The organism is Afipia massiliensis, from assembly GCF_014203115.1.
GTDB classification, from domain to species: Bacteria; Pseudomonadota; Alphaproteobacteria; order Rhizobiales; family Xanthobacteraceae; genus Afipia; species Afipia massiliensis.
Genome location: NZ_JACHIJ010000002.1, coordinates 360,185 through 378,518, shown reverse-complemented (window position 1 = coordinate 378,518; position 18,334 = coordinate 360,185). Strand labels below are relative to the sequence as shown.

Here is an 18,334-nt window from a genome sequence, read left to right as displayed (position 1 = left end):
ATTGCCCGAAGCTGCTGACATACAAGACAGATGATCAGCCGCATGGCTCTGACGTCAGGGAGTTCCACCGAAAGAACTTCGCAAAAAAGAACGCCGCCTCCAATTGGGAAGCGGCGGTATCATAAGAAATGGAGGAAAGGGACAGGATTCGAACCTTCGACACGGTTTCCCGTGTGCCGCGTTAGCGGTGCCTTAAGCCACTCAGCCACCTTTCCAAGACTTCAAAACTTTAAAGACTTCAAAACTTGGAGGCCCAGCCTGGATTTGAACCAGGATATGAAGCGTTTGCCGCGCTCCCGCGTAGACTTTCCGCCACCGGGCCATGAATCGAGCGTGCACCAACAGCTGGACCCGCGCAATTACAGATCGAGTCGTTGGTTAATGTGCGTCAGCGAAAGGGCGATATATCGGATTGAGCTGCCTGCGGATTCACCATAGGTTTCGGCGGCGCGTGGCGATCCTGACTAACGGGCCGGGATCTAAGGAGCTTCTTTCCCCTAAACGAGAGGTTCAAGATGGTTACGAGCGTGAAGCAGCTGATGGCTGAAGCCAACGCAGCAGTTCCGAAGATCACTCCGGCCGAGACACGCGAGATGATTGCTAAAGGCAATACGCTGGTGGTCGACGTACGCGATGCGCACGAGGTGGAGAAGAGCGGCAAGATTGCCGGGGCGGTCAATGTCTCGCGCGGCATGCTGGAATTCCGCGCCGATCCTGAATCGCCTTATCACGACAAGAATTTCGCCAAGGACAAAACTGTCATCGTTTATTGCGCGTCCGGTGGCCGATCCGCGCTGAGCGGCAAGGCGCTCAAGGATTTGGGTTACGGCGAAGTCTTCAACGCCGGCGCCTTCAAGGACTGGGCGGAAAGCGGTGGGGCCGTCGAAGCCTGATCCCGGCGCTGCGTCCGGATCGCTAGATCGGCTTATTCGCCCGCGAGCCGCAGCACCGGACGCTTCGTCGCCTCGACTTCGCGCAGCCGTTGTTCCTCGCGGGCGATGTAATCGCGCGTGATCGGAACCACACCCTGCCGTTTGCTGAGCTGAATCTGGAACACCATCATGCTCTGCTTGCGAAACGACATCTCGGACGACGCAAGGTAGAATTCCCACATCCGCACAAAGCGTTCGTCGTACAGCTTAGCAGCTTCCTGGCGGCGGGCGAGGAAGCGCTCGCGCCACGCCTTCAGCGTTTCAGCGTAGTGCAGCCGCAGGACTTCAACGTCATTGACCAGAAGTCCGGCCCGCTCGATCGCGGGCAGCACCTCGGACAATGCCGGAATATAGCCGCCGGGGAAAATGTACTTTGCGATCCACGGATTGGTGATGCCGGGGCCTTCCGATCGCCCGATCGAATGCAGCACCATCACGCCGTCGTCGGCGAGCAGTTCCGCACAGCGCTTGAAGTAGGTGTCGTAGTAATCGACGCCGACATGTTCGAACATGCCGACGGAGACGATGCGGTCGAACGGACCGGGTGTCTCACGATAATCCTGCAGACGGAATTCGGCGCGGCCGGTCAGGTTCAATTCACCGGCGCGCGCGTTCGATACGCCGAGTTGTTCCTCCGACAGGGTGACGCCGGTCACCTTCGCGCCGGTCATTCCCGCAAGATAAAGGCCGAGACCGCCCCAGCCGGAGCCAATGTCGAGCAGGCGGTGATCCGGCTTGACCAGCAGTTTGGCGGCGAGGTGGCGCTTCTTGGCGAGTTGCGCGTCGTCGAGCGACGACTCCGGCGTCTCGAAGTAAGCGCAACTGTACTGCATGTCGGCGTCGAGGAAGAGGCGATACAGCCGCCCGTCGAGATCGTAGTGGCTAGCGACGTTGCGCTTCGAACGCTCGGGTGGATTGAACTGCTGCCAGTGCCGGATCAGGTAACGGAGCCACCAGCGCACCCTCGACCAGCGCGGCACCATGTCGGGCTGGTTAAGCGCGATGGCCAGGAGGTCCGCGATCGAGCCGTTTTCGACGATGAAGTCGCCGTCCGTATAAATCTCTCCGATGGCCAGCTCCGGATCGAGCAGCAGATGCCGCTGGGCCTCCGCTGTCAGGAATCTGACCGAGACGGGCCGGCCCGTTCCGTCGCCGCAGGTAAAGGTGGCGCCGCTTGACGTCGTGAACGTCACCGAGCCCCGGCGGATGAACTGGCTCAGGAAAAACCGCAGCAGGCGATCCATCGAACGCATGTCCAACGATCCAATGTGGTCTCACATGCAGATAAATGTTGGTATTTTTTGTTCCGGTTTCAATCGTATTTTGACGTAGGCTGGGGTCGTGGAAGGCTGATCTGCATTTTTGTCTGGTGAGTCGATGGCGGCATGCCGAAAGGGCGGCTGCCAACAGGCTCACGCAGTTGCGAAATCTCGGTACTTCCATTCGCGGCATAATCCGCTAAAGGTGACCGCGAGGCTGAGGGCAGGGCTGGGGCCGCCATCTGACCTTTGCTGGCTTAGATCTGGAGACCTTGGATGTTGAGCCGAGCGCTCATTTTGGCGGCGGTGGCTTTTGTGTTGGGCTGTTTCGGGGCGACCTCGGCGGACGCGCAGAATCTTGAAGCCGGCAAGCCTCCCTCCCAGATTTTCTCCAGCACCTGCTCGCTCTGCCACAAGAGTTCGCGCGGATTGCTGAAAAGCGTCTCGCCCGGATCGCTGCCGGGCTTCCTGCGCCAGCACTACACCACGAGCACCGACATGGCCGCGGCCATGAGCGCCTATGTCCTCTCCAATGGCGCCGCCAATGCAGCACCCGGCGGGGGCAATCTGACGAGACAAGGGCAGGAGGCGAAAGGCGGCCGACCGGGGCAGGAGCCAGGTCCCGAGCAGGCAGCGAAGGGCCGCAAACCGCCGACACAGGAAGCCGCACGACCGGACGCCGACGGATTGCAGAGCGGTGCGCCTGACTCTCAGACGATGACGGCCCGCCAGAAGGCTGCGGCCGAGCGGAGAGCGGCCAGGCAGGCCGCGCGCGAGGCCGCCAGGGCCGCGAAAGACCCCGCGCCGCCGAAGATCGAAGACCGGCACGGAGTGCCGAAGGACGAGCCCGCCGCGGATGCCGCCAAGCAGGACGCAGGCAAGACCGAACCTGCCAAGGACTCCGACAAGAGCGAAACCGCGAAGGTCGAGGGAACGCGTCCGGACCCGGTGCCTGCTGTGACGCCTGCGCCGAAGGACGGTGCGAAACCGGCCGAAGTAGCTGCCGCGCCTCCGAAGGAAGATGTCCCGTCGGGGCCGTTGACCATCGACATCGGCCCTGCACCGCCACCGCCGGCTCCGGTGGTGCCGGTCGGGCCGCCGCCGGTTCCCGCCGGTAACCCTGAACCGCCGATCTCCCGCTAAATCCCCAATCTGGGTAGCGCATGCGGATCTGCCCGCGCGATGGCTCTTGTCTCGACCGGAGTAAAACTCTAGAGTAATACTCTAGTCATCACGAGGGCAGTCATGGCGGGTGCGCGCGACGATCTGCTGACAGCGGCTTTGGCGGTGTTCGACCGGGACGGCTTTGAAGGCGCGACGGTTGCCGCGATCCGGGAGCGGGCCGGTGCGTCCAACGGCAGCTTTTTCCACTTCTTCGGCTCCAAGCGTGAACTGGCCGGCACGCTGTTTCTCGAGGTGCTGCGGCGCTACCACATCGCCATGCTCGATGTGATCGACCCGCCGCCCGGCGCGGAGGAAGGCATCGCGCGTTTGATCCGCACGCATCTGGCGTGGGTGATGGACAATCGCCGCGAAGCCAATTTCCTGTTCGAGATATCGCGCAGCGAATGGGCGCAGGATGTGCGCGACGCGCGCGAGGCGCGGAATGCAACAGTCGCGGAGGGTGTCGAGGCGTGGCGCGCGCCGCTGGTCGCGAGCGGTGAGTTACGGCCCATGCAGGCTTCGCTGTTCTTCAGCCAGATCATCGGCCCGGCGCAATTCGTCTGCCGCGCGTGGCTATCGGGCCGCGATCCTTCCGATCCGCGCGGCCACGCCGATGAGCTGATTGCGTGCGCTGTCCGCGCATTGACGGCAAAGGGAGAGCGATAATGCTTCAGGCAGATACAGAGTTCACACCGATCGCGGCGCACATCCGCAACAACGTCATGCGTCAGGGGTTCATGACTCATGTCGGCGCCGAGGTGACCGATCTCACGCGCGGCGGCTGTGTGCTGTCAGTAGACCGCCGGCCGGAGCTGTTGCAGCAGAACGGGTTCTTCCACGGCGGCGTGACGGCGTTCCTGATCGACAACGCGACCACGATCGCGGCTGCGACCGTGAAGGGTCAGGCGGCGCTGACCGCAGAATACAAGTTGAACCTGCTTGCGCCTGCGTCTGGGGACCGGCTGATCTGCCGCGCGCGCGTGGTGAAGCCGGGACGGCAGGTGTCGGTCGTCGCTGCCGACGTGTTCTGCGTCATCGACGGCGCGGAGAAGCACACCGCGACCGCGCTGGCGTCGATTGCGATGATCGATCAGGCCGTCGCGCCGAAGGTCGTCAGCTAGGTCTGTTATCGGCTCCGGGAGTTATCGCAAAACAAAAGCCCGGTCTCGATGAGACCGGGCTTGTGTCGCTGATTGTCATTGCGAGGAGCGTAGCGACGAAGCAATCCAGTTTGTTTGAAAATTCTGGATTGCTTCGCTTCGCTCGCAATGACGGATTGGAGCCTTACTTCTCTTCGGCAGGAGTTTCTGCCGGTTCGGCAGCTTCGTCGTGCTGCGCTTCCGGATCGAAGAACTCGCCGGCGGCGGCGATGGCTTCGGCAGCTGCGTCGCGATCTTCCTGACGGCTGTTGACGTCTTCGCCGCGGTTGATGCGCTCGGCTTCCGCTTCGGAGCGAGCAACCGTCGTCGATACGTGGACTTCGACTTCAGGATGCACAGCGATGGTGATCTTGTGCTGGCCGATGGTCTTGATCGGCGCGTCGAGCAGCACCTGCTGACGGTTCAGCGAAACGCCGTCGGCTTCGAGGGCGGCCATGATGTCGCGCACCGACACCGAGCCGTAAAGCTGGCCGGTTTCCGACGCCTGACGGATGATGACGACGTTGCGGCCGTCGATCTTCTCGGCGACCTTGGTGGCTTCACCCTTGGCCTGAATGTTCTTGGCCTCGAGATCGGCCTTCATGCCGTCGTACTTCTCGCGGTTTTCCTTGGTCGCGCGCAGCGCCTTGTTGCGCTTGAGCAGGAAGTTACGGGCGAACCCGTCCTTAACTTTGACCACATCGCCCATCTGGCCGAGCTTGGCCACGCGTTCCAGCAGAATGACTTCCATTTGAGTTCTCCGTTGAGTCTGAGTTGAGTTGATGTTGCGTTCAGGTTGAAGATCAGGAACTCGGCAGGGGCGGTGGCCCGCGTCGGTTCCAGTAGGCTTGTCGAATTCCAAGAACAGCATCGGCGAGGCCGAGGCCGATCATTCCAATCAGCGGCCAGCCGATGAACAGAGTCCCGGCATAGGCGGCGCCGAGCACGAAAGCGCGGCCCGAAAACGCCTGCGTCACGGTATGCAGCACCGCAAACCCCGTGATCGCGTAGGCCATCAGCAGTGCCGCGCTGACGATCTGTGCCAGCATCGCCAGCAGCCCGCCGGTAAAGCAGAGCACGACTGCGGCCAGCAGCGCGCCCAGCACCATCCTCGGCAGTGTGGTGGTGCGCAGGTCGGGCCATGGTCGCATCAGGCGGCCGGATGTGGTCGTGATCTTGGCGGAGAGCCACAGATTGAGTGTCAGCGTCACCATCGCGATGATCGTTGCGGCACCTGGCGCAACCGCCACCAGTGCGTCGACCACCCGTTCGCTTTCACCTGCAGGCGTGACAGCCCCGCGCCCGATGATGCGCAGCAGGCCGCGGCGCAGCGCGCCGTTGATACTCTCTGCGTCGCTGCCCAATGTGAGCAGTGCGCTGATCGTGGTGAGGGTGGCGAATGCCGCGATCCACATCAGGATGCGACCGGTCGGATACCAGTCGAGCGCCGGTGCGAGATTTGCCAGTTGTGGATCGTTCGAGACCGGACGCGCCAGCAGAGTCAGATATCCAAGCCACCATGCGGGCAGGGCGATGCTCAGCGCGAACGCTGCCATATAGGGGAAACCGAAAATGCCACCGAGGCCGAGCGCAGCGACAATCCCGCCGATCAGTGCGGTGGCCGATCCCCAGCCCAGCGCAGCGACCATTAACGGCAGCGGCGCAAGGTAAAACAGCACAATCGAGATCAGCGCGCCGGACACTATCGACGCGAACATCAATGCCGACGCAAGGCCGGCCGCGACTGCTATGAGGATGCTCGTCATCATCAGCTGTCCCGCTCCTTTCGAGCGGTTAGAGGCCCCTAAGACCCCAACCATCCACCGTGGGACGACCCCGCAGTGTTATGAGATTAAAATCAAGAGAGTTGCGAGCGCGCGGAGGCCGCGCGCTCGCTGTATCGTTTAGCGGATCACGTAAGGCAGAAGGCCGAGGAACCGCGAGCGCTTGATGGCGCGGGCGAGCTCACGCTGCTTCTTTGCCGACACGGCCGTGATGCGGCTCGGCACGATCTTGCCGCGCTCGGACACGTAACGCATCAGCAGCTTCGAATCCTTGTAGTCGATCTTCGGCGCGTTCGGGCCCGTGAACGGGCACGTTTTACGGCGGCGGAAGAACGGACGGCGTGCACCTGCTTCAGCCATGTGTCTTACTCCTCAACCGCTGCAGTTGCGTCTTCGTCGCGCGGACGGCGCGGACCACGATCACCACGGAAACCACCGCCTTCGCGGTCGCCGCCACGGAAGCCACCGCCTTCGCGGTCGCCACGGAAGCCGCCGCCACCGCGCTCGTCGCGGTCACGCTCGGCCTTGCGCATCATGGCGGAGGGGCCTTCCTCCAACTCATCGACGCGGACGGTGATGTAACGGATGACGTCTTCGTTGATACGTTCCTGACGCTCGATCTCGGCGACCACCGCTGCGGGGCCGTCGATGTTGAGCAGCATGAAGTGAGCCTTGCGGTTCTTGTTCATGCGGTAGGTGAGGGAGCGCACGCCCCAGTTCTCGGTCTTGGTGACCTTGCCGCCGAGACCTTCGATCACGCCGGTAATCTGCGTGGTGAATTCTTCGACCTGCTGGGCGCTCGCATCCTGACGCGCGAGAAAAACATGCTCGTAAAGAGGCATGGGAGTCCTTTCCAATGTTAGCGCGGTTCCTGGCGGCAAGCCCTTCGAGACCCTTCGGAAAGGACTCGATATTGCTCAGAAGGCGGAAGCACGGGACGACGGACCGACTGGCCCTGCCGCATCAATCAAACTGGAATGTCAGACTGGTGAGACCGTCCGTTCAGCTCCCGGCCGGGATCCACGGATGGCACGGTTATAAGGATTCTGAGGGTGTTTGCAAGACGCTGGACGCGCCGGACAGCCGCCAAATCTGCCTTGATCTAGTTGTTTGTATGACATACAATTAGATCGCTTCGAATGGTCCCGGATGACCCGGCTGCGAGAGCGCGAGATGAAAGCCATATCTCCCAAGGGTGGTATTCGCGATCCAAAGCACGCATCCCGTGCGACCCGCACGGCGGGGCGGCAAATGCGGTCGCGGCTGCTCGATGCGGCCAGCAGGCTGTTCAAGGAACGTGGGGTGGCGGGCGTTTCGATCGCCGACATCGCAGCAGCGGCAGACGCCTTCCCGAGCCAGATCACGTACTACTTCCGCACCAAGGAGGCTCTGTTCGTCGAGGCAGCCTGCCGAGACGTGCTGTATGTCGCCCGTGCCGCCGAGCAGAACGCCGGCAAGCAGCTTTCACCGAATGACTACACCCGTTCGCTGGTCGAAAGCGTGATGCGGACGGACGCCGTCGGATTCTTCGTCGAAGCGATGACGTTGACCCGCCGCCGTCAGGATCTCGCTCCGCTGGTGGAGCGCACCGTCGAGCGGCTGCACTCCGAAGGGTTGCGGGCCTACGCCGCGGAGATGATCGCGCGCGGATGGCATTCGCGCCTCGATCCGGAAACGAGCGCGCGGCGCTTCTGGGCGATCACGATCGGTGTGACCATCGAGGGACACGCGATGGGGCGATCCTCCGAGGATCTCGTCGCCGAGATGCTGCGCCTGCTTGGACCCCAGGCCGATGTCGCCGCCGATGGCGCGCGGCTCCGGCTCGTCGGCGCGGCGGATTCCGCCGAACAACCGTCATCCGATAACAAGGAGAAACGCCAATGACTGCTCCACGCATCCGTGCACGTGACCTGATGACCGAGCAGGAATTGATGGAGGTGCGCACGCGTTCGACGTGGAAGGGTGTTGCGCTGATCGCTCATGCGTGGGCGCTGATCCTTGGATCGATTGCGATGGTTGCAGTCTGGCCGAATCCATTCACGTTTCTGCTGGCGGTCGGCATCATCGGCTCGCGTCAGCTTGGCCTTGCGATCCTGATGCACGACGGAGCCCATGGCAGTCTCGCGAACGGCGACAAACTGAACATGTTTCTCAGCCAGTGGTTCTGCGCCTATCCGGTTTTCGCGGAGACGCGGGCCTATCGCCGCTATCATCTTCAGCATCACGCCCACACGCAGCAGGACAACGATCCGGACCTGATCCTGTCCGCGCCGTTTCCGATCACGCAGCCCAGCTACCGGCGGAAATTCTGGCGCGATATCACCGGCCAGACCGGCTACCAGCAGCGCAAGGCGCAGTTTCTGAATGCGATTGGCGAGTCCACATGGCCGTTGCGGCAGCGCGCTGCGAATTTCTGGGAGAAGCTCGGCCCGCAGATCGTGGTCAATGCGATTTTGTTCGCAGGACTCGCGGCGGCAGGCGTGTGGTGGGCCTATCCGTTGCTCTGGCTCACCCCTCTGATGACATGGATGATGGTGATCACCCGCGTCCGCAACATCGCGGAACACGCCGTCGTGCCGGACAGCAACGATCCGCTACGCAACACGCGCACCACGCGTGCAGGCTTCCTCGAACGGCTGTTCGTCGCGCCGTATTACGTCAACTACCATCTCGAACACCATCTGCTGTTCTACGTGCCTTGCTACAACCTGCGTCGCGTGCACGAAATCCTGACGCGCGGTCCGCATGCCGGGCGGATGGAAGTGCAGCCGAGCTACGCCGCTGTGCTGCGGCTCGCGACGTCGCGTCCGAAGGATCAGGATCGGCCGGGCGAGCTTGTCAGCAACGTGCGGCGCGCGCGTACCGGCGCGGTGGTTGACGGCAACCAGGCGGCGTCAGGCTTTTAGCCTCGGACAGCGGGTTAACGGCTTAGCCTCGGACAGCGGGTTAACGGCTTAGCCTCGGACAAGCGGCTTAACGCTGTTCCGATGTCGAATGCGGCCTCGCCAGACCTGTCGTTCCAGGCGGTGCCTTGTCCGTGGTGGCGACGACGGTTGGGCTGGTGTCGATCGCGGTCACCAGCGCTGCTCCGAACACCGCAAGGAGAACGGCCGCGAAGATCAGGACAGGTGCCAAGGCTAATGTTTGTGGCTTGCGAGGGTTTTCTTCCATGTGCGCACTCCACTGAGCGCCCCAACGGAAAACGCGCACGCGGGGTCAGAGTTCCATCTGATCGACAGGTCCGCGGCTGATCGGGCTTGCGCAACACAGCCACGACGGGTGTCACACCCCGAAGACACTCCGCACCCCGTTCGCCGCTCCATCCGGCAGTCTCCGGGCCAGTCGTCCAGCCATCGGAAAACGCGCGAGGATAGCCAGCATTCTGAGGGGGATTTTTTGCCGCATCGAGAGGTGGCCGCTCAACTCCCACAGATGAGAGCAGGCGATCACCACGCGCTCGTGATTATCCAGAGTAATTCCGCTGCGAAGATCCGCCAGGACGCTCCGTACGAACCGGGGCGCAAAAAACTGCCGGGCAAAAAAGCGGTGCAGTTCGGGTTCATCCGGGAACGTGGCAACGAGTTTGCTGAAATACTTCATGCGCGATTGCGCCATCAGTTTTCCATATGACGTCGATGCGGTGTGAATGCGCCATATCGTCAATGGCTGGTCGATATAGACGCTGCGATAGCCGCGGCAGAACATCCGCAGGAAAAGATCGTCGTCTTCATAGCCCATGAACTGTTCGTCGAAGCCTCCCACTGCGTCGAACGCGTCCCTTGATATCAACGATGCCCCCGGCAGGATGAACATATCCTGTTGGAGGCAGCACTGCAGGGTCCGCTTGGGATGTTCGTTTTTCTGGGTATCGAGAACCGAATGGCACACCATCCGGCCGTTGCCGTTGATCTCATCGAGATTTGAATAGGTCCAGCCAAGCGGCAACCGCGATTTCCGCAAAAACGGTTTCTCAAGCTCTGTCAGATGATCCGCATACCAAATGTCGTCCTGGTCGAGGAAAGCGATCAGGTCCGCCGCCGAATGCCGCACGCCAAAATTCCGCGCCGATCCCTGGCCGCCGTTCTTTTTTGAGAGGAGCCTTATCGTCGGATTGGCTGCGGCCATGCTTGCGACAATGGAGGGGCCGCTGTCGGTTGAACCATCGTCAACAACGATAATCTCGTCAGCCTTGCGTTCCTGCGCCAGGACGCTTTCGAGCGCGGTGCGAATATAGCTGGCACCGTTGTAGAGCGGAATGACGGCTGCGATTTTGTATCCATCCACGGCGGCATCCATGCCATGCCCTGCGTGTCCCGTCGCGACATCGAGGCCAAGGCCCGTGTCCGCAGTCGAAACGGTTTTCCGCGAACGCTTCTCCGTATTGTGATACGCCAGCAGGACCTGGCTATTGAGCCGCTCAAGCATCGCGTCGAGATGCCGAAGCATTGCCGGATCAAGCCAGCCCCCGGCGGCCGCGCTCCGGAGCTGGTCGGTGGCGAAGGCGCGTGCCACGCGACCGGTGAACGTTTCGAAATACGGTTCGAACGCACGTTCCAGGCGGCGCACGAGTTCTTCATTCCTGCACGAGTAGGCAATCAGCAGGCCAGGATCAAAGCCTGTGGGTGAAAGCCCATGCCATTCCCAGTCCAAAATCGACAGTTTTGGAGCGGTCAGATTGCTCCAGTTCAGATCATTGTGAGACAGCCGCCATTCGCTCTGCGGAAACTCATGCTCGATCTGATTTGTATCGGAAAGCCATTTTTGCAAAGCTTCGGGCGAAACATGAATTTGCGCGGATGTCTTGCTGGCCAAACCATCGAGCGCTTGTTTGAGATCGCCGATCCAGTCGTCCGTAACGCTGGCGGCAGATGGGCCTGCCCACGGATTCGCTTCAACGGCGGCGTCAGTGAGCGTGATAAGCCGTGCAGTCCAATGAATGTTTCCGTTTACCCAATCGTTTCGCTCGACAAGTACAGGTTTTGGAATGCCGGTTATCTTATCCGCCGCAATGTCGGCCTTAAGCAGCCGGTTGTCGATTGACTCTGCTCCGGCGACTCTGAGCCACAACTGGCGGCCGTCTGCCGTTTCAACACGCCCTCCGGCAGTGCGTCCGGCGTAGCCACCATTGATGTCCGCTGTGACCGGCCGAACATTCAGGCGACGGCATGCCTCATGAAATCTTTCAACGATCCCCCTTGTTTCAAAACCGAGTTCATTCGGGGCAATATTCACCGGTCGCCAGTTCATTTTTATGCTTTCGGAAAAATAACTTGCAAAATAAGCGCATGGTATCACGGAGGTTGGCGGCTAATGCCGAGCATTGTGAGGCAAATAGAGGCACGCAATACACCCTTTCAGGTGGGACGTCGTGGTTTCTGATGTCGCAGTAAATTCGGCAATGAGCCGGTAATTCGGGTGGTTCATTGGCCGACTGGCCTGTTGACCGGGCGGTCAGGGGCCTGCAACGCGCCGGCTCATATCGGCTCCGCCGCGCCGCAGCTTGACACCCGCCGTCCCGGCGGTGTCTTACGGCCTATCTTTTAAGGGGACCTCCATGACAGCAGCATTCACCTTTCCGGGACAGGGATCGCAGACGGTCGGCATGGGCAAAGCGCTCGCCGATGCATTTCCGGCAGCCAGGGCCGTATTCGACGAAGTCGATGCGGCGTTGGGACAAAAGCTGACGGCGATTATCTGGGAGGGACCTGCGGAAACGCTGCAGCTCACCGAGAACGCCCAGCCGGCGCTGATGGCGGTGTCGCTGGCGACGCTACGCGTGCTGGAGACCGAGGCGGGCATCGACATCGCGCGCGACGCGGCGTTCGTCGCGGGGCATTCACTCGGCGAGTATTCCGCGCTGGCGGCTGCTGGCAGTTTCTCGATCAGCGACACGGCGAAGCTGCTGCGCACGCGCGGTCTCGCCATGCAGAAGGCCGTACCGGTGGGCGTCGGCGCGATGGCTGCGCTGCTTGGCCTCGATTATGAGGCTGCGGTTGCGGTGGCGGAAGAAGCTGCGCAGAACGAGGTCTGTCAGGCCGCCAACGACAATGGCGGCGGGCAGGTGGTCGTCTCGGGCGACAAGGCTGCCGTCGAGCGAGCACTTGAGATCGCCAAGACCAAGGGCGCCAAGCGCGCGATGCTGCTGCCGGTATCCGCGCCGTTCCATTGCCGCCTGATGCAGCCTGCGGCGGACGCGATGGCGCAGGCGCTGGCCGGTGTGACCATCAACAAGCCGAAGGCACCGCTGGTGTCCAACGTGCTGGCCTCCGCGATCACCGATCCGGACGAAATCCGCAAGCGGCTGGTCGAGCAGGTCACCGGCACCGTGCGCTGGCGCGAGAGCGTTGCGTACATGGCCAGCAACGGCGTGACGCACTTCCTCGAGATCGGTGCCGGCAAGGTGCTGTCCGGTCTGGTCAAGCGTATCGCCGATGGCGCGGTGGGCGTATCGGTCGGCGGACCGGGCGATATCGAGGCTGCGAAGGCGGCGATCGCGGCGGCGAAAATGAGTTCCTAACGCTTGTCGGTTGATGATCCGGAAGGGCTTGTTTTTGCACCTTACAAAACCGGAAATCTCGCATATATTGGTACTGTCGCAAGACGATGGCGCTGAATCTCAACGCGGACAATAAGTAGACCCGGGGGGCAGTACCCCGGCGCCTCCACCAGAAGCGGTTAGACTGAAGGTTCGATTGTGAACCGTTTCTGATGGGGGCGAAATAGGTTCGATGCTTGTTATGAAGCCTTGAAGTGTGCCCGGCATGATACCGCCGTTATCGGGTCAAAACCTAAATGCAAACGATAACGTTCGCATGAATGAAGTGCGCCTCGCGGCGTAACCATTCGGGGTAGGTCCACCTAGCAACAGAACGGCCATGGCCGCGTCACCTTCGGGTGACGCGGCTTTTATTTATCTCGATGGCGGCAAGCGAACCGCGTTCGCGTTTGCCGCGAGCAGGGCCAGATCGCTTTCATCCTTGAGGTCCACGCCGGTCAGCCTGCGCGTGAGCGATTCGCGCACCAGCCACGCGAGCTTGAACGCGGCGGCGGCGTAGCTCAGTCCTTCGGGCCGCACGTTGGAAATGCAGTTGCGTCCGGCATCGTTGCGCCCGCGGAACGGTGCGTGGGTGATGTAGATGCCGAGGCTATCCGGCGAACTCAGGCCCGGTCGCTCGCCGATCAGCATGATCGATAGCTTCGCCTGCAACAGTTCTGCGATCTCGTCGGCCAGCGCCACGCGCGCCTGCGCGGCGATGACAACCGGCGCTCGCTTCAGTTCATCCGCAAGCAGCGGTTTCAACGCGGCGAGCAGAGGCGCGGCGTGACGGTCGACCGCCAGCGACGACAGCCCGTCGCCGATCACGATGCAGATGTCGCTCGGTTTGAACGGAGCGGTGCGCAGTTTTGCAATCTCGTCCGGATCGATCACACGCCCCAGATCCGGCCGCCGCAGATAGGTGGTGCGGTCCGGCGCGCGGCTATGGACATGCGCAACGGTCCATCCTTGCGCGTGTAATGCTGCTTCGAGTTTTGGTACGTCGAGCGCGGCATGAATCGCATCGCGTGCCATCGCATGCGCCCAGCCAAAGCGTAACACCTCGTCGGTCGGCATGCCCGCACCGACGCGCCCAAGCGCCAGCCGCGCCGGCGTGACGCTGCGCCACTCGCTCCAGGGACTTTCCGTGACGTTGCTCTCGGTGTCTTTCCTATCCGTCATGCGACCAGCGACTTGAGATTGCCCATGCCGCCGAGCAGCGCGTTGGGTGAGGGGGGGCGCAACCGCCCGTCGGCGTCGGTGATCTGCATGCGCTGCAGCCACGCTTCAAACTCGGGCGCGCGCTTGAGGCCCATGGTTTCGCGCAGGAATAGGGCATCGTGAAACGACGTGCTCTGGTAGTTGAGCATGACGTCGTCCGCGCCGGGAACGCCCATGATGAAGCTGATGCCTGCGGCCCCGAGCAGCACCAGCAGCGTGTCCATGTCGTCCTGATCGGCTTCGGCGTGGTTGGTGTAGCAAATGTCGCAACCCAGCGGCAGACCGAGCAGCTTGCCGCAGAAATGATCCTCCAGACCGGCGCGGATGATCTGCTTGCCGTCGTAGAGATATTCGGGGCCGATGAAACCAACCACGGTGTTGATCAGCAGTGGCTTGTAGCGCCGCGCCAGCGCGTAGGCGCGCGCCTCGCAGGTCTGCTGGTCGACGCCGAAGTTCGCGTCCGCCGACAGCGCGCTGCCCTGACCGGTTTCGAAGTACATCACGTTGTCGCCGACGGTGCCGCGCTTCAGCGACAGGGCGGCATCCCGTGCTTCATCCAGAAGCTCGGGCGTCACGCCGAAGGAGAGGTTGGTCTTCTCGGTGCCGCCGATCGATTGGAATACGAGATCCACCGGTGCGCCGGCCTCCGCCAGATGGATGGTGTTGGTGACGTGGGTGAGCACGCAGCTCTGCGTCGGGATTTCGAAACGCTGAATCACCTCGTCCAGCATGCGCAGCAGGTTGCCGAGCACCGGCATGCTGTCGGAGACGGGATTGATGCCGATCACGGCGTCGCCCGATCCCATCAGCAGGCCATCGAGGGTCGATGCCGCCACGCCGCGCAAATCGTCGGTAGGGTGGTTCGGTTGCAGGCGCACCGACAGATGTCCTTCGAGCCCGATGGTGTCGCGGAAGCGGGTGATGACGCGGCACTTGCGCGCCACCGCGATCAGGTCCTGATTGCGCATGATCTTGGAAACGGCTGCGACCATTTCCGGCGTGAGGCCCGGCGCCAGCGCTGCGAGCGCCTCGGTCGTGGCCTGTTCGGACAGCAGCCAGTTGCGGAAATCGCCGACGGTCATGTGCGACACCGGCGCGAACGCGGCCGCATCGTGGCTGTCGATGATCAGCCGCGTGATGTTGTCGTCCTCGTAGGGAACCATCGCCTCGGTGAGGAACTGCTTGAGCGGTACGTCCGCCAGCACATGACGCGCCGCCATCCGTTCCTGCGCCGTGGCCGCGCCGATGCCTGCGAGGGTATCGCCCGAGCGCGCGGGGCTGGCATAGGCCATCACCTGCTTGAGGTCGTCGAACGCGAAGAGCTGTGACGCGATGGCGGTGCGATAGCGCATCGGTGTCTCTCTCCGCTGCTTCCTTGAGGGCGTGACGGACAGGATACCATCAAACCCGGTCGTGGCGTAGGAGCCGCCGGTTCGCCCTGAAAACAGGCAAGGGCAGTGCCGCGGGACCGCGCAGCCGACCGGCAGGGGCGTTTTTGTGGCAGGAGACCGGGCAGGGGTCATTGACGAACGGCGTTTTCTTGCGGCAAACGAAGCGCAATCTTTGACCCATACCCGGGACTTCTCCCAAGGGGGCAACATGTTCGATTTGACAGGCAGGACGGCGCTCGTGACCGGAGCGACCGGCGGCATCGGCGGCGCGATCGCGCGGGCGTTGCATGCACAGGGCGCCACGGTCGCGATCTCGGGCACCCGGCGCGAGGCGCTCGATACCCTCGCAGGCGAACTGAAAGAGCGCGTGCATGTGCTGCCGTGCAATCTCTCTGACATGACCGAGGTCGAAGCACTGGTTCCCGCCGCTGAAAAGGCGATGGGTCAGCTCGATATTCTCGTGGCCAATGCGGGCATCACGCGGGACAACCTTTTTGTCCAGTTGCGCGACGAGGACTTCGACGACGTCATCCGGGTGAATCTCACCGCGACGTTCCGGCTGGCGCGCGCCGCGACCAAGCTGATGATGCGCAAGCGGTTCGGCCGAATCATCGCGATCACCTCGGTGGTCGGCGTGACCGGCAATGCCGGGCAGGGGAATTACGCGGCATCCAAGGCCGGCCTGATCGGAATGATGAAGTCCGTGGGCGCGGAATACGCCCGCCGCAATGTGACAGCCAACTGCATTGCACCCGGCTTCATTGCGACGCCCATGACGGACGTTTTGAATGAAAAGCAACGCGAAGGGGTGCTGGCCAAGGTGCCCGCCGGGCGGCTCGGAACGCCGGAAGATATCGCTGCGGCGGCGGTCTATCTCGCATCCAACGAGGCGGCCTACGTGACTGGCCAGACCATCCATGTCAACGGCGGTATGGCCATGATTTAAGGCCCGTTTCGCGGGGATTTTGTCAAGCGGGACAGGCCGGTGGACGGGAGCCGGGGCCTTGTGGTCAACTCCGGGGAAGTATGGTAACCGAACGGCACTCGGTTGGGGAAAACGCCATTGCAGGATCGCCAAACCCCGTATATTGCCGTTCCGGCGCCAGCCGCCGTTTTCGGTCACTTCGCCGCTATGGCGAAGGTACGGGGACGCGTGGTACGGACGGCACGAATTCGCATTTTTTCGCACCGCGAGGGGCTCGTATCGTTTTGCGGTCGAGTTTAATGGAACAAGCACGAGGTTAAACGATGAGTGAGATTGGCGAGCGAGTTAAGAAGATTGTGGTCGAGCACCTTGGTGTCGAGCCAGAGAAGGTTGTGGATGCTGCCAGCTTCATCGACGATCTCGGCGCAGACAGCCTCGATACCGTCGAACTCGTGATGGCGTTCGAAGAGGAATTCGGCTGCGAAATTCCAGACGATGCCGCGGAAACCATTCTCACCGTGGGCGACGCCACCAAGTTTCTCGAGAAAAACGCAAAGAGCTGACGCCACCGCGCAGCCATGACGACGAGCGGCGGGTTGTAATCGAACGACCCGCCGTCTTGCTGTCATAGCGGCGTTTGTTGGCGTTCGCCGATCGTACCGGAGAAGAACGTATGCGGAGGGTTGTCGTCACGGGTCTGGGCATGGTTTCGCCGCTCGCGAATGGTGTCGAGCAGACCTGGAAACGCATCCTCAATGGCGATAGCGGCGCTAGCCGTATCGAGAAGTTCGAAGTTTCCGATCTGACCTGCCAGATCGCATGCATGGTTCCGCGCGGCGACGGCACCAACGGCACCTTCAATCCTGACGACTGGATGGAGCCGAAGGAGCAGCGCAAGGTCGACGATTTCATCATTTTCGCGATGGCGGCCGCGAGCCAGGCGCTCGACGACGCCAACTGGCATCCGGCCACCGAGGAAGACCGCTGCGCTACCGGCACCATGATCGGTTCCGGCATCGGCGGCATCGAGGGCATCGGCGAAGCCGCCGTGATCCTGAAGGAGCGTGGGCCGCGCAAGCTGTCGCCGTTCTTCATTCCCGGCCGTCTGATCAATCTCGCGTCGGGTTACGTTTCGATCAAGCACGGTCTCAAAGGCCCGAACCATGCGGTTGTGACCGCTTGCTCGACCGGCGCACACGCCATCGGCGACGCCAGCCGCCTGATCGCCTTCGGCGATGCCGACGTGATGGTCGCGGGTGGCGCCGAGTCCGCCGTCAACCGCCTCGCCATGGGCGGTTTCTGTGCGTTGCGCGCGATGGCCACCAAGTACAACGATAATCCGACCATCGCCTCGCGTCCTTATGACAAGGATCGCGATGGCTTCGTGATGGGCGAGGGCGCCGGCGTCGTGGTGCTCGAGGAATACGAGCACGCAAAAAAGCGCGGCGCAAAGATTTACGCCGAGGTCGTGGGCTATGGCCTGTCCGGCGATGCTTATCACATTACCGCTCCGGCCGAAGACGGCGACGGCGCGTACCGCTGCATGAGCGCTGCGATGAAGCGTGCGGGCGTGACGGCCTCCGACATCGACTACATCAACGCACACGGAACCTCGACGCCGCTCGGCGACGAGATCGAGCTTGGCGCAGCGCAACGTCTGCTTGGCAATGCGGCGTCGAAGGTTTCGATGTCATCGACCAAGTCGTCCACCGGCCATCTGCTCGGTGCGGCAGGCGCCATCGAAGCGATTTTCTGCGTTCTCGCGATTCGGGATAATGTCGCGCCGCCGACGATCAATCTCGACAATCCCTCCGTCGAGACGGCGATCGATCTCGTCCCGAACAAGGCAAGGCCACGCGAGATCAACGTGGCCCTGTCGAACTCATTCGGATTCGGCGGCACCAACGCTTCGCTGGTCGTCCGGCGTCTGGCAAACTAAGCGTCTCGAGCTAAAGAGAAGACTTAAAGGCTGTAGAAATGAGGC

Annotated in this window: 19 protein-coding genes, 2 tRNA genes and 1 other RNA gene; 11 read left to right on the top strand and 11 right to left on the bottom strand. The window is 62.1% G+C overall.

Features of this window, described 5'->3' with window-relative positions; translation table 11 throughout:
* Positions 1 to 129 precede the first annotated feature (129 nt).
* A tRNA-OTHER gene (locus HNQ36_RS06595) sits at positions 130 to 215 on the bottom strand.
* 31 nt (positions 216 to 246) lie between these two features.
* Positions 247 to 322 (bottom strand) — tRNA-Cys (locus HNQ36_RS06590).
* 193 nt (positions 323 to 515) lie between these two features.
* On the opposite strand from HNQ36_RS06590, the gene HNQ36_RS06585 reads away from it, so the two are divergent.
* Positions 516 to 893 carry a rhodanese-like domain-containing protein gene (locus tag HNQ36_RS06585; protein WP_184083235.1) on the top strand — a complete coding sequence of 126 codons (378 nt, stop codon included), beginning with the start codon at positions 516 to 518 and terminating at the stop codon, positions 891 to 893.
* A gap of 32 nt (positions 894 to 925) precedes the next feature.
* On the opposite strand, the gene HNQ36_RS06580 is transcribed toward HNQ36_RS06585, so the two are convergent.
* Positions 926 to 2,185, bottom strand: a complete 1,260-nt coding sequence (locus tag HNQ36_RS06580; RefSeq protein ID WP_283814013.1) for a cyclopropane fatty acid synthase — start codon at positions 2,183 to 2,185, stop codon at positions 926 to 928.
* A gap of 282 nt (positions 2,186 to 2,467) precedes the next feature.
* On the opposite strand from HNQ36_RS06580, the gene HNQ36_RS06575 reads away from it, so the two are divergent.
* The 3 genes from HNQ36_RS06575 to HNQ36_RS06565 all read left to right on the top strand — a co-directional run bounded on the left by HNQ36_RS06575 (position 2,468) and on the right by HNQ36_RS06565 (position 4,476).
* The gene (locus tag HNQ36_RS06575; RefSeq protein WP_184083234.1) at positions 2,468 to 3,334 is read left to right on the top strand and encodes an NADH-quinone oxidoreductase subunit E; all 867 of its coding nucleotides are present in this window, start codon (positions 2,468 to 2,470) and stop codon (positions 3,332 to 3,334) included.
* 102 nt (positions 3,335 to 3,436) lie between these two features.
* On the top strand, positions 3,437 to 4,021 hold the full coding sequence (locus HNQ36_RS06570; RefSeq protein ID WP_184083233.1) for a TetR/AcrR family transcriptional regulator: 585 nt from the start codon (positions 3,437 to 3,439) through the stop codon (positions 4,019 to 4,021).
* A complete protein-coding gene (locus HNQ36_RS06565) occupies positions 4,021 to 4,476 on the top strand; it encodes a PaaI family thioesterase (protein ID WP_184083232.1) in 456 nt (151 codons plus the stop codon). Before HNQ36_RS06570 ends, HNQ36_RS06565 begins: the two co-directional genes overlap by 1 nt.
* Before the next feature lie 163 nt (positions 4,477 to 4,639).
* Here the strand turns inward: HNQ36_RS06565 and rplI are convergent, their stop codons facing one another.
* From rplI to rpsF, 4 genes are all read right to left on the bottom strand, one after another.
* Entirely contained in the window at positions 4,640 to 5,245 is a 606-nt protein-coding gene (gene rplI, locus HNQ36_RS06560; RefSeq protein WP_184083231.1) for a 50S ribosomal protein L9, read from the bottom strand.
* A 52-nt stretch (positions 5,246 to 5,297) separates the two neighbouring features.
* Entirely contained in the window at positions 5,298 to 6,263 is a 966-nt protein-coding gene (locus HNQ36_RS06555) for a DUF2232 domain-containing protein (RefSeq protein WP_184083230.1), read from the bottom strand.
* 135 nt (positions 6,264 to 6,398) lie between these two features.
* Positions 6,399 to 6,638 (bottom strand): 30S ribosomal protein S18, encoded by a 240-nt coding sequence (rpsR, locus tag HNQ36_RS06550; protein WP_002711478.1) that lies wholly within the window; start codon positions 6,636 to 6,638, stop codon positions 6,399 to 6,401.
* 5 nt (positions 6,639 to 6,643) lie between these two features.
* A complete protein-coding gene (rpsF, locus tag HNQ36_RS06545) occupies positions 6,644 to 7,120 on the bottom strand; it encodes a 30S ribosomal protein S6 (RefSeq protein WP_184083228.1) in 477 nt (158 codons plus the stop codon).
* A 331-nt stretch (positions 7,121 to 7,451) separates the two neighbouring features.
* On the opposite strand from rpsF, the gene HNQ36_RS06540 reads away from it, so the two are divergent.
* Together HNQ36_RS06540 and HNQ36_RS06535 are read left to right on the top strand one after the other, a co-directional pair.
* Positions 7,452 to 8,162 carry a TetR/AcrR family transcriptional regulator C-terminal domain-containing protein gene (locus HNQ36_RS06540; protein ID WP_184083226.1) on the top strand — a complete coding sequence of 237 codons (711 nt, stop codon included), beginning with the start codon at positions 7,452 to 7,454 and terminating at the stop codon, positions 8,160 to 8,162.
* Positions 8,159 to 9,184 carry a fatty acid desaturase family protein gene (locus HNQ36_RS06535; protein ID WP_184083224.1) on the top strand — a complete coding sequence of 342 codons (1,026 nt, stop codon included), beginning with the start codon at positions 8,159 to 8,161 and terminating at the stop codon, positions 9,182 to 9,184. Before HNQ36_RS06540 ends, HNQ36_RS06535 begins: the two co-directional genes overlap by 4 nt.
* Positions 9,185 to 9,251: 67 nt before the next feature.
* On the opposite strand, the gene HNQ36_RS06530 is transcribed toward HNQ36_RS06535, so the two are convergent.
* Positions 9,252 to 9,449: a hypothetical protein gene (locus tag HNQ36_RS06530; RefSeq protein ID WP_184083222.1), complete on the bottom strand. Its 198-nt coding sequence runs from the start codon at positions 9,447 to 9,449 to the stop codon at positions 9,252 to 9,254.
* A 111-nt stretch (positions 9,450 to 9,560) separates the two neighbouring features.
* Entirely contained in the window at positions 9,561 to 11,525 is a 1,965-nt protein-coding gene (locus tag HNQ36_RS26090; RefSeq protein ID WP_246395299.1) for a glycosyltransferase family 2 protein, read from the bottom strand.
* A 307-nt stretch (positions 11,526 to 11,832) separates the two neighbouring features.
* Here HNQ36_RS26090 and fabD point away from each other — a divergent pair, with 307 nt between their 5' ends.
* Positions 11,833 to 12,795, top strand: coding sequence for an ACP S-malonyltransferase (gene fabD / locus HNQ36_RS06520; protein WP_184083220.1), 963 nt, complete (start codon positions 11,833 to 11,835; stop codon positions 12,793 to 12,795).
* Positions 12,796 to 12,832: 37 nt separating this feature from the next.
* Positions 12,833 to 13,159, top strand: a transfer-messenger RNA (tmRNA) gene (gene ssrA / locus HNQ36_RS06515).
* Between the two features lie 29 nt (positions 13,160 to 13,188).
* Here ssrA and eutC read toward each other — a convergent pair.
* Positions 13,189 to 13,995 (bottom strand): ethanolamine ammonia-lyase subunit EutC, encoded by an 807-nt coding sequence (eutC, locus tag HNQ36_RS06510; RefSeq protein ID WP_184083218.1) that lies wholly within the window; start codon positions 13,993 to 13,995, stop codon positions 13,189 to 13,191.
* Complete coding sequence (locus HNQ36_RS06505; protein WP_184083216.1) at positions 13,992 to 15,386, bottom strand: ethanolamine ammonia-lyase subunit EutB; 1,395 nt, start codon at positions 15,384 to 15,386, stop codon at positions 13,992 to 13,994. The genes eutC and HNQ36_RS06505 overlap by 4 nt, the downstream gene beginning before the upstream one ends.
* A gap of 247 nt (positions 15,387 to 15,633) precedes the next feature.
* Here HNQ36_RS06505 and fabG point away from each other — a divergent pair, with 247 nt between their 5' ends.
* From fabG to fabF, 3 genes are all read left to right on the top strand, one after another.
* Complete coding sequence (fabG, locus tag HNQ36_RS06500) at positions 15,634 to 16,371, top strand: 3-oxoacyl-[acyl-carrier-protein] reductase (RefSeq protein WP_184083215.1); 738 nt, start codon at positions 15,634 to 15,636, stop codon at positions 16,369 to 16,371.
* A 302-nt stretch (positions 16,372 to 16,673) separates the two neighbouring features.
* A complete protein-coding gene (locus tag HNQ36_RS06495) occupies positions 16,674 to 16,913 on the top strand; it encodes an acyl carrier protein (protein ID WP_006020277.1) in 240 nt (79 codons plus the stop codon).
* Between the two features lie 110 nt (positions 16,914 to 17,023).
* The gene (gene fabF / locus HNQ36_RS06490) at positions 17,024 to 18,289 is read left to right on the top strand and encodes a beta-ketoacyl-ACP synthase II (RefSeq protein ID WP_046826533.1); all 1,266 of its coding nucleotides are present in this window, start codon (positions 17,024 to 17,026) and stop codon (positions 18,287 to 18,289) included.
* Positions 18,290 to 18,334 lie beyond the last annotated feature (45 nt).